At 66.9% G+C, this 15175-nt stretch carries 11 protein-coding genes; 9 read left to right on the top strand and 2 right to left on the bottom strand.

The features are described 5' to 3' along the window. Positions 1–15 precede the first annotated feature (15 nt). Positions 16–1404: a hypothetical protein gene (locus tag E4634_RS19010; RefSeq protein ID WP_135446254.1), complete on the top strand. Its 1389-nt coding sequence runs from the start codon at positions 16–18 to the stop codon at positions 1402–1404. Positions 1405–1494: 90 nt separating this feature from the next. Here the strand turns inward: E4634_RS19010 and E4634_RS19005 are convergent, their stop codons facing one another. Further along, positions 1495–2292 carry an SDR family NAD(P)-dependent oxidoreductase gene (locus E4634_RS19005; protein ID WP_135446253.1) on the bottom strand — a complete coding sequence of 266 codons (798 nt, stop codon included), beginning with the start codon at positions 2290–2292 and terminating at the stop codon, positions 1495–1497. Positions 2293–2474: 182 nt separating this feature from the next. Then, positions 2475–3566 carry an AraC family transcriptional regulator gene (locus E4634_RS19000; RefSeq protein ID WP_135446252.1) on the bottom strand — a complete coding sequence of 364 codons (1092 nt, stop codon included), beginning with the start codon at positions 3564–3566 and terminating at the stop codon, positions 2475–2477. A gap of 175 nt (positions 3567–3741) precedes the next feature. Between E4634_RS19000 and E4634_RS18995 the strand changes: the two genes are divergently transcribed. The 8 genes from E4634_RS18995 to E4634_RS18960 all read left to right on the top strand — a co-directional run bounded on the left by E4634_RS18995 (position 3742) and on the right by E4634_RS18960 (position 15147). Next, a complete protein-coding gene (locus tag E4634_RS18995) occupies positions 3742–4803 on the top strand; it encodes an aldo/keto reductase (protein ID WP_206046953.1) in 1062 nt (353 codons plus the stop codon). Between the two features lie 83 nt (positions 4804–4886). Continuing rightward, a complete protein-coding gene (locus E4634_RS18990; protein ID WP_135446251.1) occupies positions 4887–6047 on the top strand; it encodes an LLM class flavin-dependent oxidoreductase in 1161 nt (386 codons plus the stop codon). 175 nt (positions 6048–6222) lie between these two features. Beyond that, entirely contained in the window at positions 6223–8040 is a 1818-nt protein-coding gene (locus E4634_RS18985) for a hydantoinase B/oxoprolinase family protein (protein ID WP_135446250.1), read from the top strand. 19 nt (positions 8041–8059) lie between these two features. Continuing rightward, on the top strand, positions 8060–10141 hold the full coding sequence (locus E4634_RS18980) for a hydantoinase/oxoprolinase family protein (protein ID WP_135446249.1): 2082 nt from the start codon (positions 8060–8062) through the stop codon (positions 10139–10141). 29 nt (positions 10142–10170) lie between these two features. Beyond that, a complete protein-coding gene (locus E4634_RS18975; RefSeq protein WP_135446248.1) occupies positions 10171–11364 on the top strand; it encodes a CaiB/BaiF CoA transferase family protein in 1194 nt (397 codons plus the stop codon). Then, the gene (locus E4634_RS18970) at positions 11361–12566 is read left to right on the top strand and encodes a CaiB/BaiF CoA transferase family protein (protein WP_135446247.1); all 1206 of its coding nucleotides are present in this window, start codon (positions 11361–11363) and stop codon (positions 12564–12566) included. Before E4634_RS18975 ends, E4634_RS18970 begins: the two co-directional genes overlap by 4 nt. A 203-nt stretch (positions 12567–12769) precedes the next feature. Further along, positions 12770–13810: a helix-turn-helix domain-containing protein gene (locus E4634_RS18965; protein WP_135446246.1), complete on the top strand. Its 1041-nt coding sequence runs from the start codon at positions 12770–12772 to the stop codon at positions 13808–13810. A gap of 29 nt (positions 13811–13839) precedes the next feature. After that, positions 13840–15147 (top strand): cytochrome P450, encoded by a 1308-nt coding sequence (locus E4634_RS18960; protein WP_135446245.1) that lies wholly within the window; start codon positions 13840–13842, stop codon positions 15145–15147. Positions 15148–15175 lie beyond the last annotated feature (28 nt).

Genomic DNA, 15175 nt, shown 5'->3' with positions numbered 1-15175 from the left:
CTGTAGCCTGATACTGTGTCCGCGCTCCCCGAACTCATCCTGCATATCGGCCTGGACAAGGCCGGCAGTACCGCGCTGCAGGCCGCGCTGGTGCACAGCCGCGAACAGTTGCTCGCGCAGGGCATCTTCGTGCCGCCGCTGTCCGTGCTCAATACCTCAGGCCACCAGACACTGTTCCGGCGTTTTCTCGACGGCGATGCGCAGCCGCTGCAGGACGCGCTGGTCGCGGCGGCGCCGTACCCGCGCTGCCTGCTCAGCTGGGAGGGGCTGCATTTCCTGGGTGATACCGAGCTCCAGCAATTGCACGAACAGCTGCGCGACTACCCGTTGCGGGTCGTGTTCTATGTCCGCGAACAGGCGGCCATGCTGCAATCGGGGTTGCTGCAGGAACTGCGCGGCGTGGTCCGGCGCGTCGATTTCGAGTCGGAGTCCCGGCACCGCGAGCTGCCGGCCACGCGCGATTACCATCGCACCATCGAACGCTGGAATGCGGTGTTCAGTGTGCGGCAATGGGACGTGGGGCTGTACGACCGGCGCGAGTTGCCGGACGGCGATATCGTGGCGGATTTCGCGCGCCGCATCGGCTGCCGTATCGAATCTCCCGCGAACAGCCGCGAGCACAACCTCAGCCTGGACCTGCCCTCCGCGCGTTTTCTGGCACTGCTGGAGCAGCTGACCCTGCCAGGGCAGGCCAGCATGGACCGGCGCCGGCGCCGGGCGCTGGTCGACCTGTTACTGCTGGACCAGGCCGCTACGCCGTTCCCCGGGCGCCGCTACTACCTGCCGATGGAGGATGTCGAGCGCATTCGGGCGCACTACGCGCAGGGCAACCAGCAACTGGTCGCCCAGTGGGGCGTGCCAGCGCGCCTGCTCGAGCCCGGCGACTTGCCCGCGGAAACGCGCAGCGTCGAGGAACAACTCGACTTCGCCCTGGCACGCTCGCTGGGCAGCCTCTCCCGCTACGGCGGTATCGCACTGCTGCCGCGGCACTCCCGCCGCTGGCGTTCTTTTTCTCACCTGCTGGTCGAGGGCTGGTACGAGCCCGAGCAGTGGGGTGTGTGGTCCCACGGTGGCTTGTCGGTAATACGTGGCCGGGTCGAGTTCGCCCTGTGGTCGCTGTCCTGGGACACGCTGGTGATGAAGATCGCCGGACGCTACTTCGGCGCGCACACCGCGACCCGCCTGTCAGTGAACGGCGAGGACATGGGCACGCAGGATCTTCGCGAGTTCGAGTTGCGGCTGGATCGACACCGGCTGGCGTCGCCCTACGTGGTGACGATCGAATTGCGTCATGAGCCGGTGCCGGACACAGACACGGTGCGGGAGAAGGCCGCAAGCCAGGGCGATGACGAAGTACGCGATCTGGCCTTTGGACTCGAGGTACTGGATATCCGCTACGAGTGAGTGGTCGCCCGCAGCGATGGGGCGTGTCGCGCCTGGGGTGCGGCGCGACAGGTTGTCGGGGAAAACGCGGGGCCAGGCCCCGCCGGATAATCAGCCCTGCTGCGGCACCCGCTCCGCCAGCAGCGCCTCCTTGCACAGGAACTTGGTGGTCGACCAGCCGCCGTCCAGGGCGATGGTCTGGCCATTGATGTAGCTGCCGCCCTCGGAGGCGAGGAAGTACACCGTGCTGGCCACGTCGGCCATGGTGCCGTCGCGGTCGAAGGGGGTCTGTTCCTGGTTGCTGCGCTGGAACGGCTCGGCCTCCCAGAAGGCGTCGGTCATCTCGGTGCGGATCACGCCCGGCGCCACCACGTTGCAGCGCACGCCATTGGCGCCGTAATCCGCGGCGATGGCCTGGGTCAGGCCGATCAGGCCGGCTTTCACCGCGCAGTACACGCCCCCGGTCATGCCGCCGATGACGCCGAATACCGAGCCGATGTTGATGATCGATGAGCCGGGCTGCATGACTTTCACCGCCGCGCGGCAGAAGCGGAAGGGGCCCTTCAGGCTGATGTCGATGACCTCGTCCATCATCTCGTCGGTGGTATCACCCACCGGCGCCCAGATGCCGGAGCCGGCGTTGTTCACCAGGCAGTCGAGGTGGCCGAAGGCGTCCATTGCCGCCTTGACGGCGTTGTCCGCGGTGGCCGGGTCGGTCACGTCGCCCACCACGACCTCGACGCGGGCCTGGTCGGCGAGTTCTGCGGCCAGTTGCTCCAGCCGCTCGCGGCGCCGCGCCACGACCACCAGGTCGAAGCCGTTGGCGGCGAACTTGCGGGCGATGGCGTCGCCGATACCGGAACTGGCGCCGGTGACCAGCGCGACCGGTTTGGATGATGAATCTGGCATGCGAATGTCTCCGTGCTTGCTGCCCGGGCTCGCGTGGGCGGCCCGATGTTGTTAGTAGGATGGGTGCCGCCGGGCACGCTGTGCCGGGCGGGAATTACAGGCCTGATGTTTATACGCAATCGCCCCGGGCGGGGCAAGGGGCGCCCTGCGCGCGCGCTGCGCGTTGCGCCCAGGGGCAGGCGTTATTGCGCCGCGAGTGAAGCGCCCTGTACGCGCCGCCCCAGCTGCTGGCGGTAGAGTTTCGGCGTGGTGCCGCTCCAGCGCTTGAAGGCGCGGCCGAAGCTGGACTGCTCCGCGTAGCCGAGCAGGGCGGCGATGTCGTCCAGGGTCAGGTCCTCGCGGGCGAGGTAGCCGCGCGCCAGGTCGTAGCGCTGGCGCTCGAGGATCTCGGAGAACACCAGGCCCTGCTCGCTGAGGTGGGCCTGCAGGGTGCGCACGGACAGGCTCAGCTTGCGCGCGCAGTGTTCGATGCAGCAGTGACCGGAGGACAGGCTGCCGCGCACGTAGTCCTCCACGCGCTGCGCGAGGCTGGTGCGCGAGGCCATCTTCACCTGTTGCAGGTAACCGCCGAGCAGGCGGAACACGGTACGGTTGGCGCTGGTTACCGGCTGGTCGAGCAGGGCGGTGGGGAAGGCGATTGCGTTGTCCGCCTTGGTCGGGTTGAAACGGCAGCCCAGGGTGCGCTCCAGTTCCGGGATGTCCCGCGGCCGCGCGTCCACCGCGAGGTTGACGTAGCTCGGGCGGAAGGCCTCGCCGGCCACCAGGCGCAGCAGTTTCATGTCCAGCAGCACCGCCTGGTAGTTGGCCTGGCGGTTGAGGCCGAGGTCCGTGCGCAGGCCCCAGCGGATCTCCGCGGTCTTCTCGCCTTCGACCATCTCCAGCAGGGTGTTCGGCGAGTGCACCACGGGGATGTAATCCATGAAGCAGTTGAGCGACTCGCGCACGGTGGCGGCGGAGCGGCACAGGGCGGCGACGCAGCCGAACACGTCGGCGTTCTGCATCTGCGCCAGCTGCAGGCCGAACAGGGAATCGTTGAAGGTATTGCTGCAGTACTCGAAGAGGTCGACCACCGACTTGCACTCGACGTAGTGGTCCGGGTCGGCCAGGTTCTGCGGATCGATATCGTGGCGTTCCAGGATCGGCGTGGGGTCCGCGCCGAGCCGGCGCACCAGCCCGGGCAGGGCGCTCAGGTTGGCGATGCGCATCTGGCCGTTGACCGGCATGGAGCCCAGCGGGCCGTCGACGCCGAAGAAGATATTCTCGCCCGTGTTCATATTTATATACTCCTTGCCAAACCGGCAGGGGGCAGTCGGGATTGCTTGCGTGGACTGTCGATGGTAACACATGAGATGTCGGGTACGAAGCGTACGCATATGGCCTAATACCGGGGTTGCGCAGGACGCTTCAGACCAGAAAATCATAACCATAACAGGGGAGGCGACGCCGCCGATGTCTGACATGGAATACCGCTACCTCGGCGCCTCGGGCCTGCAGGTGCCCGTACTGAGCTTTGGCGCCGCGACCTTCGGCGGCAGCGGCCGGTTTTTCTCCGCCTTTGGCGACACCGACGTGGAGCAGGCCAGCCGCCTGATTGACATCTGCCTGGAGGCCGGGGTCAACCTGTTCGACGCCGCAGACGTTTACTCCGACGGCGCCTGCGAGGAGGTCCTCGGCGGCGCCATCAAGGGCCGCCGCGAGAAGCTCATCATCACCACCAAGATGAGCCTGGCGCTGGGCCCCGGCCCCAACGAATCCGGCTCCTCCCGGCTGCGCCTGCACCGCGGGGTGGAGGGTGCGCTCAAGCGCCTGGACACCGATTACATCGACGTGCTGCAGCTGCACGGCTTCGACGGCCACACGCCGATCGAGGAAGTGCTCTCCACCATGGATGCGCTGGTGCGCGACGGCAAGGTGCGCTACGTCGGCGTGTCCAACTTCACCGGCTGGCAGCTGATGAAGTCGCTGGGCATTGCCGATGCCCACGGCTGGCCGCGCTACATCTCCCACCAGGTGCACTACTCGCTGCTCACCCGCGACTACGAGTGGGACCTGATGCCCCTGGCCCACGACCAGAATGTCGGCGCCATGGTCTGGAGCCCGCTGGCCTGGGGCCGCCTGGCGGGTAAGGTGCGCCGCGACCAGCCGGCGCCGGAGGGCAGCCGCCTGGGCCAGGTGGCGCACTGGGGGTTGCCGGTGGACGAGGAGCTGATGTTCAACGTCATCGACGTGCTCGACGAGATCGCCGCCGAGACCGGCAAAAGCCTGGCGCAGATATCGCTCAACTGGCTGCTGCAGCGGCCCACGGTGGCCACGGTGATCCTCGGTGCGCGCAACGAGGAGCAGTTGCGCGACAATCTCGGCGCGGTGGGTTGGTCGCTGACCCCGGAGCAGGTGCAGCGCCTCGACGAGGTGAGTGCCACGCGGCCGCCGTACCCGTACCTGTCGTACTACATCGACCGCAGTTTCCAGCGCCTGAACCCGCCGCTGACGGTGGCCCGCGGGCGCAAGTAAACGCTATGCCGACGGCCGCGTCCGGCGTTTACGCGGCGCCCGCGGCCCGGCCACGAGAATAACGATAACGAGGTGACACCGGCATGAACCGTCCCTTCCTGGAACACGGCCTGTTTATTGCGCCCTACCACGACATCGACGAGAGCCCCACGGTCGCCCTGCGCCGGGACATCGAACTGGTGGCGTGGTGCGAACAACTGGGTTTTCGCGAGGCGTGGTTCGGCGAGCACCACTCCACCGGCTGGGAGACGATCTGCTCCCCGGAGCTGATGATCGCCGCCGCCGCGGAGCGCACCCGCAGTATCCGCCTCGGTACCGGGGTGGTGTCGCTGCCCTTCCACAACCCGCTGATGGTGGCCAACCGCATCATCCAGCTGGACCACATGACCATGGGGCGCACCATGTTCGGCGCCGGCCCCGGCCTGTTGACCACCGACGCGCAGATGCTGGGCATCGACATCAAGGCGCAGCGCGACATGATGGCCCGCGCGCTGGATGTGATCCTGCGCCTGCTGCGCGGCGAGGAGGTCACCGACAAGTCCTCCTGGTACACCCTGGAGCGCGCGCGGGTGCACCTGCTGCCGTACTCACACCCGCACCCGGAGGTCGCGGTGGCCAGCGCCATCACGCCCTCCGGCGGCATGACCGCGGGCAAGTACGGCCTGGGCATGCTGTGCGTGGCGGCCACCGAGACCGCCGGCTTCGACGTGCTCGGCGAGAACTGGAAGATCGCCAACCAGGTGGCCGCCGAGCACGGCCAGACCATGGACCCGCGCAAGCTGCGCCTGGTCGCCCCCATGCATATCGCCGAGACCCGCGAGCAGGCCCGCGCCGACGTGCGCGAGGGCCTGGCCCGCTGGTGCGAGTACTTCGACCGCGTCGCGCCCAAGGGCATGGGCGGCCTGGTCGGCAACGGCGACCCGGTAGACCTGCTGGTCAACGCCGGCCGCGCGGTGATCGGTACGCCGGCGGACGCCATCGCCATGGTCGAGAAACTGATCGCCAAGCAGGGCGAGTTCGGTGTGTTGCTGCTGCAGGCCCACAACTGGGCGGAGTGGGGCGCTACAAAGAAATCCTACGAGTTGTACGCCCGCCACGTTATGCCGCACTTCGAGCGGGTCAACCGCCTGCGCCGGCAGTCCTTCGACCGCCTGCGCGAGGACTTCGAGGAGATGGCCGAGGAGCGGCAGAAGGGCGCGGACCTCGCCTTTGCCCGCTGGCGGGAAAAAACCGGCCAGGAATGAGTTACTGGGTGACATGGAGTGCGCTCAGGTGAAAATTAATCTGCCCGCAGGCGCAAATTATTGCGTCAAATGTCAATCAGCTTTCATCTGCTGTCGCCTTATCAACAGGGTGTTTAGTGTATCGTTGCACGACTTTGCCGTCTGAGGATTCACTCGTCCCGGGAGGAATAAGAGCATGTCCTATGAGTTGAACCGCAAACTCGCCGCCAGGCGCGAGCCCCTGCCCACATCAGCGACCGTCGACCCCGTCACCGCGGCCATTATCCGCGGCGGTATGGAGACGATCTGTTTCGAGGCCGCTACCTACCTCGGGCGCGCCGCATCGTCGGCAATCATCAACCAGTCCAACGAGCGCAACGGCAGTATCGTCGATGCCCACGGCCGCCTCGCCGGCGCCGCCATCGGCACGCCGCACCTGACCTTCGTCACCGGCCTGACCGTGCGCTACGGCCTCGACCGCCAGCACGACTATGACTGGGGTCCGGGCGACGTCTTCCTCGCCAACGACCCCGACTACGGCGGCGGTCACCTGCCCGACTACAACGTCTACGCGCCGATCTACGACGACGCGGGCGAGCTGATCATGGTGCAGTGCCTGCAGGCCCACCAGGGCGACACCGGCGGCAAGGACCCGGGCGGCTTCACCCTCGAGGCCACCGACATCTACACCGAGGGCATGGCCTTCCCCTGCCTGAAGCTGGTGCACCGCGGCGTCATGCGCCAGGACGTGTTCGACATGGTGGTGCGCAATAACCGCCTGCCCGAGTTCGCTGGCGACCTCGCGGCGATGATCGGCGGCGTGCAGCACTCGGTGCGCCTGATGACCGACCTGATCCGCAAGTGGGGCTCCGACAAGGTCAAGGCGGCGATCAACTACAACGTGGAGCACACCGAGAAGCGCGTGCGCGAAGAAGTTTCCGCGTGGCCCGACGGCGTCTACGAGGCCGACGTGTACATCGACCACGACAGTATCGGCAAGCACAAGGACATTCGCGTGCACGTGGCCTGCAAGGTTGCAGGCGACAAGCTCACCGTGGACCTCACCGGTACCGACGACCGCCAGGAACTGGTCGGCGTGTGGAACACCTTCGGCAACAGCCGCGGCTACGTGATGACCCAGGTGGTCGCCATGATGGACCCGACCATCAACAAGAACGAGGGCTTCTTCAACGCGGTGGAGATGATCATCCCCGAGGGTTGCATCGCGCACCCGCCGCCGAACAAGCCCGCCGCGCTGGGTTCCTTCCACCCGGCCTGCGAGATCACCGAGGCGGTGTGTGTGGCGCTGTCCGGCATCGTGCCCGGGCGCGCGGCGCCGCAGGTGTACAAGATGGGCATGCCCAACGCGGTCATCGGCTTCGACCAACTCGGCCGCATGTGGCTGGACCAGGGCGTGGATTCGCGCACCCATGACTCCTCCGCGGTAGAGGGCATGGACGGCTGGGGCTCCTGCCCGGCGGCGCTGGGCAACCTGCTGCTGTCGCAGGTGGAGGACGCTGAGGCGCGCTTCCCCATGCTCAATATGAGCCGCGAGATGGTGCAGGACTCCGAGGGCGCCGGCCGCTGGCGCGGCCAGCCCGGCAGCCTCAACGTCAAGCAGGTGCTGGCGCCGACCACGGCGATGACCTGGATGGTCACCGTCGACCACCCGCTGCGCGGCATGTGCGGCGGCGACGACGCCAGCCCCTATTCCAACCGCTTCCGTGTCGGCGCCCCCGACGAGGTGCATATCGATGTCTCGGCCAACGAGATGCTGCCCTCGGGCTCGGTGATCGCCTACCAGTATGGCGGCGGCGCCGGTTTCGAACCGGCCATCATGCGCAACCCGGAGGCGGTGAAAGAGGACGTGCTCGACGAGATCGTCAGTGTCGAGCGGGCGCGTGAGAAGTACGGCGTGGTCTTCACCGGCACCGTCGAGGACTTCGACCTGGCAGTGGATATCGCGGCGACGCAAGCGCTGCGCGAGCAGATGGGCGGCGAGCGCGCCGCCTGAGGACTTGGAGCAAAATAAGATGGGATACCGCGTTGGAATCGATATCGGTGGCACCTTCACCGACTTCGCGCTGCTCAAGGGCAACGACGTCATACTGTACAAGAACCTGAGCACCCCCGCGGACCGTTCCGTGGGCGTGATGAGCGGCCTGCAGAAACTGGCCGAGATGGAAGAGCTGCCGCTGCAGGATTTCATGGGCCGCTGCGACGCCATCGTCCACGGCACCACGGTCGCCGACAACACCTTGATCGAGATGAATGGCGCGCTCACCGGCCTGATCACCACCGAGGGTTTCCGCGACGAGATGGAATACCGCCGCGGCTACAAGGAAGACATCTGGGACCTGCGCCTGGAACCGCCGAAGCAGATCACCCCGCGCCGTCGCCGCCTCACCGTGCCCGAGCGCATCCTGTTCGACGGCAGCGTGCACCAGGCGCTGGACGAAGACGCGGTACGCGCGGTCTGCCATCGCCTGAAAAAGCAGGGGGTGGAGTCCGTCGCGATTTCCCTGCTGTTCAGCTTCGTCAACCCGGAACATGAAAAGCGCGTCGCGCAGATCGTCGCCGAGGAGATCCCCGGCGTGCAGGTCTCCTGCTCGTACCAGGTGCTGCCGCGCGCACCGGAATACGACCGCACCAGCACCACGGTGGTCAACGCCTACGTGGCGCCGCGCGTGTACTCCTACCTGGAGCGCCTGGTCAGCCGCCTGGAAGAGGCCGGCTACGGCAACCAGCTGATGGTCATGCAGGCCAGCGGCGGTGTCATGACCAAGGAATACATCGAGGGCTCGCCGATTCGCGTGCTCGCCTCCGGCCCCGCCGGCGGCGTCATCGGTTCGGCCCACGTGGGCGTGGCCAAGGGCTACAAGAACCTGCTCAGCGTGGACATGGGTGGCACCTCCTACGACATCTCCATGGTACTCGGCGGCGCCGCGCCGGCGGTGGCCGGCTGGAACATGCACCACCGCTACCTGGTGGGTGTGCCGATGATCCAGGTGGAAACCCTGGGCGCGGGCGGCGGCTCCATCTGCCACGTCAACAACGGCATCGTCGAAGTCGGGCCGGCCTCCGCCGGCGCCGAACCCGGCCCCATCTGCTACGGCCGCGGCGGCAAGCAGCCGACCATCACCGACGCGCTGCTCATGCTCGGCATTCTCTCGCCGGACATGCAGTTCGCCGGCGGCAGCTTCTCGCTGAGCATGGACGGTGTCACCGAGGCCTTCCAGGCGATCGGTGACGAGATGGGCTACAGCGCCGAGGACGCGGCCTTCGACTGCTTCCGCGTGGTCAACGCCAACATGTCCATGGGCGTGCGCCGCATCACCGCGGGCAAGGGCGTGGACCCGAAAGAAATGTGCATGCTCGCCTACGGCGGCAACGGCGCAGCCTTCGCCGGCATCCAGGCGCAGGAGCTGGGCATCGAGAAAGTGCTGGTGCCCAAGGCATCGCCGACCTTCTCGGCGCTGGGCACCCTGGTCGCCGACCCGGCGATCGACGAGGAGCGCTCCTACATCACCCCGGCAGACAAGGTCGACCCCGAGCGCCTGAAAGCGCTGTGGGCGGAACTGGCCGAGCGCGCGCGCAAGTACTTCACCGACGCCCGCTTCGGTGCCGGCGACATCACCGCGCGCTACCAGCTGAACATGCGCTACCCGGGCCAGAACTGGGCGCTGAACTTCGACGTGAAAGTGGCCGAGGGGCTGGACGACATGGACTTCGTCGACGCCGGTATCGGCGCCCACGCGATCGAGGCCTTCAACAAGCGCCACATGCAGGAATACGGCCACATCCGCGAGCACGAGGTGCCCGAGATCACCGGTGTACGCCTGGCCACTTCCGTGTCCACCGCGTCACCGCTGGTCGGCCACGGTTTCAACGCACCCTCGCGTGCGGCCAAAGTATCGCGCACCCGTCGCGCCAACCTCGGCGACGGCTTCCAGGAAGTGCCGATCATCCACGGCCCGGACCTGGAACCCGGCAACGAGATCGCGGGCCCCGCGATCATCGAGGAGACCTTTACCACCATCGTGGTCTACCCGGGCTGGCGAGCGGTGCTCGACGACGCCGGCGACTACGAGATGACCCGGGAGGTGACAGCCTAGGCTGTCACCGGGTCGCGGAGGGATCGGGAATGTCCGCTTTACGTGGGACGAAGGTACTGGAACTCGCCGAGGGCGTGGCCGGTGAATACTGCGGCAAGCTGCTGGCGGATTTCGGCGCCGAGGTGATCAAGCTGGAGCGGCCGGGCAGCGGTAGCCCGACGCGCGCCCTGGGGCCGTTCGCCGCGCAGGGGGACGACCCCGAGCGCAGCGGCCTGTTTGCCTTCCTCAATACCAACAAGTATTCGGTGACCGTGGACCTCGCGTCGGATGACGGCCGCGAGACCCTGCGCCAGCTGCTGGGCAAGGTCGATGCGGTGATCGACGATCACGCCGTCGACTGGCTGTGCGAGGTGGGGCTGGACCCGGAGCGCCTGGAGCAGGACTGGCCGCGCCTGGTAGTGGCCTCCATCACACCCTTCGGCAGCACCCTGCCCGAGGACCGCACCTACGCCCAGGACCTCAACGTCTTCCACAGCAGCGGCTGGGGTTACCACACGCCCAGCGCGCCGGATGCCAGCAAGCCGCCGCTGAACGCCGCGGGACGCTTCCTGCCCAGCTACGAGTCGGGCATGGAGGCCGCCCTGTGCATCGCCGCATCCCTGTACGAGCAGGACGACAGCGGCCTCGGTCGGTTCATCGATATATCCATGCAGCAGGTGCTCACCGCCCGCTGCGACTACGTGGTGGCGCAGATGGTCGCCGGTGAGATGGCCGTGGGCCCCGAGCGCACCGCCTACGACCTGGCCGGCCCGGCGGGTATTTTCCGCTGCCGCGATGGCTACGCCTACATCTGGATGTCCACCCCGCAGCACTGGGACGGCCTGCGCCAGCTGCTCGACGACAACGCCTGGATGGACGAATTCCCGCCCAACTGGCTGGAGCGCGGCTGCACGCCCGAGCGCGTGGCACTGTGTCGCAAGCACGTCGCCGCATGGCTGCTGACCCAGGACAAGCACGAGGTCGCGGCGCAGGCGCAGAAGCTGGGCCTCACCCTGGTGGCGGTGAACAACGGCCGCGACCTGCAGGAATCGCCGCAGTACCAGCACCGCGGGTTCTTCGCCGAAGTGGAGCACCCGGTGCAGGGTAAAGCGCTGTACCCGACCGTACCCTACCGGCTCAGCGAGACACCGGCGTGCATCGAGCGTCCCGCGCCACTGCTCGGCGAACACAGCGACGAACAACTCGGCGCCCTGGCAGATGCGTCAAGCGGAGGTGCGGCATGAGCACGCAGCAACGTGGCGGCCCGCTGCAGGGCGTGCGCGTCCTCGAACTCACCAAGGTGTGGGCCGGCCCCTATGTGGGCAAGTTGCTGGCCTACCTCGGCGCCGAGGTCATCCGGGTGGAGAGCGAGGGTTCGCTGGATGTGACCCGCACCTTCGGCGTCGACGATATCGACAACGCCCCGGGCTGGCAGTCGGTCAACCCGCAGAAGCTCAGCGTGCAGATCAATATGAAGAGCGAGGAGGGCATCAAGCTGATCCTCGACCTGGTGGGCGAGTGCGACATCCTGGTGGAGAACCTGCGCCCGGGCGCGGTCAAGCGCCTGGGGTTGGGTTATGAAACCGTCAAGGCCGCCAACCCGGAGATCATCTATGTCTCCATGGGCATGTGGGGCAGCGACGGTCCGCTCGCCTACCAGACCGGTTACGCGCCGTGCTTTGCCGCGCTCGGAGGGATCAGCGCTCTGGTCGGTCACGAGCCCGGTGCACCGGAAGGCATGAATACCCGCTACGCCGATTCCACCTTTGGCGCCGCGGCCGCCTACGCCGCGCTGGTCGCCCTGTTGCACCGCAAGCGCAGCGGTGTCGGCCAGTTCGTCGACGTCTCCGCCGTGGAGTGCATGAGCAGCATGATCAGCGATTCGATCATGGACTACGCGCTCAACGGCGTGGTGCACGAGTGCGACGGCAACCGCCACCCGGAAATGGCGCCGCACGGCGTCTACCCGGCGCGCGGCGGCGAGTGGGTGAGCATCGCCGCGGCCAACGGCAAGCAGTGGGCCGGACTCGCCGAGTGCATGGGCAAGCCGGAACTGGCGCGCGACCCGCGCTTCGCCACCCTCGCCGACCGCAAGGCCAACGAGGACGAACTCGACGAGATGATCGCCGTATGGACCGCCGGTTGCTGTCCGATGGAACTGGTGACCAAGCTGCAAAAACGCGGCGTCTCGGCGGCCAAGAGCCAGAGTTCCCTGGACCTGATCGCAGACCCGCACCTGTGGGTGCGCGAGTTCTACCGCGACGTCACCGACCCGGACGGCAACAGCAAGCCGACCCTGGGCCCGTCGTGGGAGATGTCGCGGCCGGCGCAACTGGGCGACGCCGCCCCGCGGCTGGGTCAGCACAATGCCTACATCCTGGGCGAGATCCTGGGACTGTCGGGCGAGGAACAGGAAACGCTGCGGGCCTCCGGCGTCACCCGCTAGCGAAGCGCACCGGCCCTGCGCCAGTGCGGGCAGGCAGTACGCGCCTGGCGTCTCAGATCGAATAAACGGCGCGGGCGGAAAAGAAAACACCCTGACCCAGGCGATAAACTGGCGCGATGCGCTGTGTGCCGGGGTCTCCGGACTGGCGGTCGACGCGTTGTTGATCACACCCGGAACGGTGCTGGACAAGCGGAGGATAGGATATGTCGGAAACGCTATTCGTACTGGACAAGCGCAACTACCGGGAGTGCCAGGACGCCTATCGCGGGAATAACAACCAGGAGTACTACCTGGGCGACTATTCCATCGATACCGGCTCGGTCATCGACGTGCGCGCCGAGAAAAAGGCCGTGGGTTCCTGCTCGATCATCCATATCAAGTCGCGTACCAAGCAGTCCTTCATGCGCTCCTGGTCGCATATCCGCGAGGATGCCACCGACGTCGTCGTGCTCTGGTTCGTCAAGCGCGGCCGCCTGTGCATCTCGCACCAGAGCGGCAGCAGCGTGGCCGAGGCCGGTGACTTCGCCATCACCAAGTCGATGACGCCGTTCTCCATCGACTGCCAGACCGACGACGAATCCGTGCACGAGGTCATGCACGTGATCGTGCCCACGCACATCCTGCGGCGTTTCATTCCCCAGGAAGTGCGCGCCGGTTTCGCCGTGCCCGGCAGCGGCCGCGCCTTCGCCATCGCCGAGAGCATTCTCTCTGAAGTGTTCAACGATCGCGACGAGTTGTCCGACCACGTGCAGCAGCTGCTGGTGGAGTCCGCCCTGCAGGTGGTGGCCGACGCCATCAAGGACCGCGAGGACTGCACCCTGGTGCGCCAGTCGCTGCCCGACAAGCGCCTGCAGGAAGTGCTGCGCTACATCGAGATCCACCTGTCCGACCCCGGCCTGTCCACCGCGATGGTGGCCGAGGCCTGCGGCATATCGCAGCGCTACCTGTCCTTCCTGCTCAAGCAGAACGGCACGCCGTTTTCCGAGCTGGTGTGGGACAAGCGGCTGAAGATCGCCAGCCGCTGGCTGTCCTCCTCGCGGCCCAGCGATATCTCGATCGCGGAGATCGCGTTCCGGGTGGGCTTCAAGAGCCCCGCGCACTTCAGCCGCATGTTCAAGCGCGTGTACAACAAGGGCCCGCGCGAGTACCGCAGCGCCAGCCTGGAGAGCCGCCCCAGCCTCGAGGGCCTGCCGGATATGCACCAGGAACTGTTCACCGGCGGAAGCAGCAGCACGCTGCAATAACTGTCCGCTACCGTCGCCAGGAGATCGCTATGAGTACCAATAACGAATCGGCGCGCCTGGACAGTTGCCCGGTGGCCGGCCACGAGCCGAGTCTCGCTTCGGCCAGCCTGAAAGACCCGGAACTGCGCGCGCACCCCAACGAGTTCTACTGGACCATGCGCCACCGCGACCCGGTGCACTTCGACGAGGGCATCGGCATGTGGCTGGTGTCGCGCTTCGAGGACCTGCAGGCGGTATTCGCCGACCCCGTGGTGTTCTCGGTGGAGGCCGGCTTCAAGGACAGCTACGCCAAGGGCTTCTTCGACGAGTTCAAGGCGATCCTCGAGGCCGAGGGCGGCGGTTTCTTCCCGGACGCCATCATGACCGACCCGCCCGAGCACACCCGGGTGCGCAAGCTGATGGAGCAGGCGTTCACCGCGCACCGCGTAAAGCAGCTCGAACCGGAGATTACCGATGTGGTCTCCGGCCTGATCGACCGCTTCGCCGACCAGGGCCATGCCGATGGGGTCAGCGATTTCGCCGTGCCGATGACTATCGAGATTATCTGCGCGCAACTCGGTATCCGCGAGTTCGACCCGGAAAAAATCCAGCGCTGGTCGCTGGCGGTCACCGCCCAGATCAGCCAGATGCAGGACCGCGAGGCGATGGTCCGCAACGCGAAGGACATCTGCGATTTGCAGAATTTTCTCATCGCCGAAATCCGCAAACGCCAGCAAACCCCGCAGGACGACCTGCTCTCGGACCTGATCCACGCCCGCGCAGAGGATGAGGCGGAAAATACGCTGACCTTCGAGGAAGTGGTCTCGCTGGCGCGAGCGCTGATGATCGCCGGCAATGAAACCACCGCCACCGCCCTGGGCAACCTGCTGTACTTCCTCGCCACGCGCCCGGAGATGCAGCGCGAACTGTACGAACACATCGACGACGACCGCTACACCACGCGTTTTGTCGAGGAACTGCTGCGCCTGGAGCCGCCGGTGCGCGGCCTCGCGCGCACCACCACCCGCGAGGTGGAACTCGGCGGGGTGACCCTGCCGGCGGGCGCGCACATGCTGCTGCTGTACGCCTCGGCCAACGACGACGAGACCGTGTTCGAGTGCCCGCGCAAGTTCGATATGGCGCGCAAGAACATCGGCCGCCAGATGGCCTTTGGCGGCGGTGTGCACCGCTGTGTCGGCCTGTCCCTGGCGCGCATGGAGGTGAAGGTCGCGGCGCGCGAATTCGTGCGCCGGCTCAAGGATATCCGGCTGGACATGCCGGTAGAGGACGTGCGCTACCTGCCCACGGTGGCGACCCGTTCCATCGAGCACCTGCCGCTGACTTTCAGCAAGCGCTAGGGGGGGAGGGCGCGCTGCGTCGGCGCTA

It is taken from the genome of Mangrovimicrobium sediminis, from assembly GCF_004745945.1.
Taxonomy (GTDB): Bacteria; Pseudomonadota; Gammaproteobacteria; order Pseudomonadales; family Halieaceae; genus Mangrovimicrobium; species Mangrovimicrobium sediminis.
This window is presented reverse-complemented; position numbering and strand designations above follow the sequence as displayed.

Coding starts and splice junctions, on each gene's coding strand:
- E4634_RS19005 (WP_135446253.1), bottom strand. CDS start 2,292: ATGCCAGATTCATCATCCAAACCGGTCGCGCTGGTCACCGGCGCCAGT.
- E4634_RS19000 (WP_135446252.1), bottom strand. CDS start 3,566: ATGAACACGGGCGAGAATATCTTCTTCGGCGTCGACGGCCCGCTGGGC.
- E4634_RS18995 (WP_206046953.1), top strand. CDS start 3,742: ATGTCTGACATGGAATACCGCTACCTCGGCGCCTCGGGCCTGCAGGTG.
- E4634_RS18990 (WP_135446251.1), top strand. CDS start 4,887: ATGAACCGTCCCTTCCTGGAACACGGCCTGTTTATTGCGCCCTACCAC.
- E4634_RS18985 (WP_135446250.1), top strand. CDS start 6,223: ATGTCCTATGAGTTGAACCGCAAACTCGCCGCCAGGCGCGAGCCCCTG.
- E4634_RS18980 (WP_135446249.1), top strand. CDS start 8,060: ATGGGATACCGCGTTGGAATCGATATCGGTGGCACCTTCACCGACTTC.
- E4634_RS18975 (WP_135446248.1), top strand. CDS start 10,171: ATGTCCGCTTTACGTGGGACGAAGGTACTGGAACTCGCCGAGGGCGTG.
- E4634_RS18970 (WP_135446247.1), top strand. CDS start 11,361: ATGAGCACGCAGCAACGTGGCGGCCCGCTGCAGGGCGTGCGCGTCCTC.
- E4634_RS18965 (WP_135446246.1), top strand. CDS start 12,770: ATGTCGGAAACGCTATTCGTACTGGACAAGCGCAACTACCGGGAGTGC.
- E4634_RS18960 (WP_135446245.1), top strand. CDS start 13,840: ATGAGTACCAATAACGAATCGGCGCGCCTGGACAGTTGCCCGGTGGCC.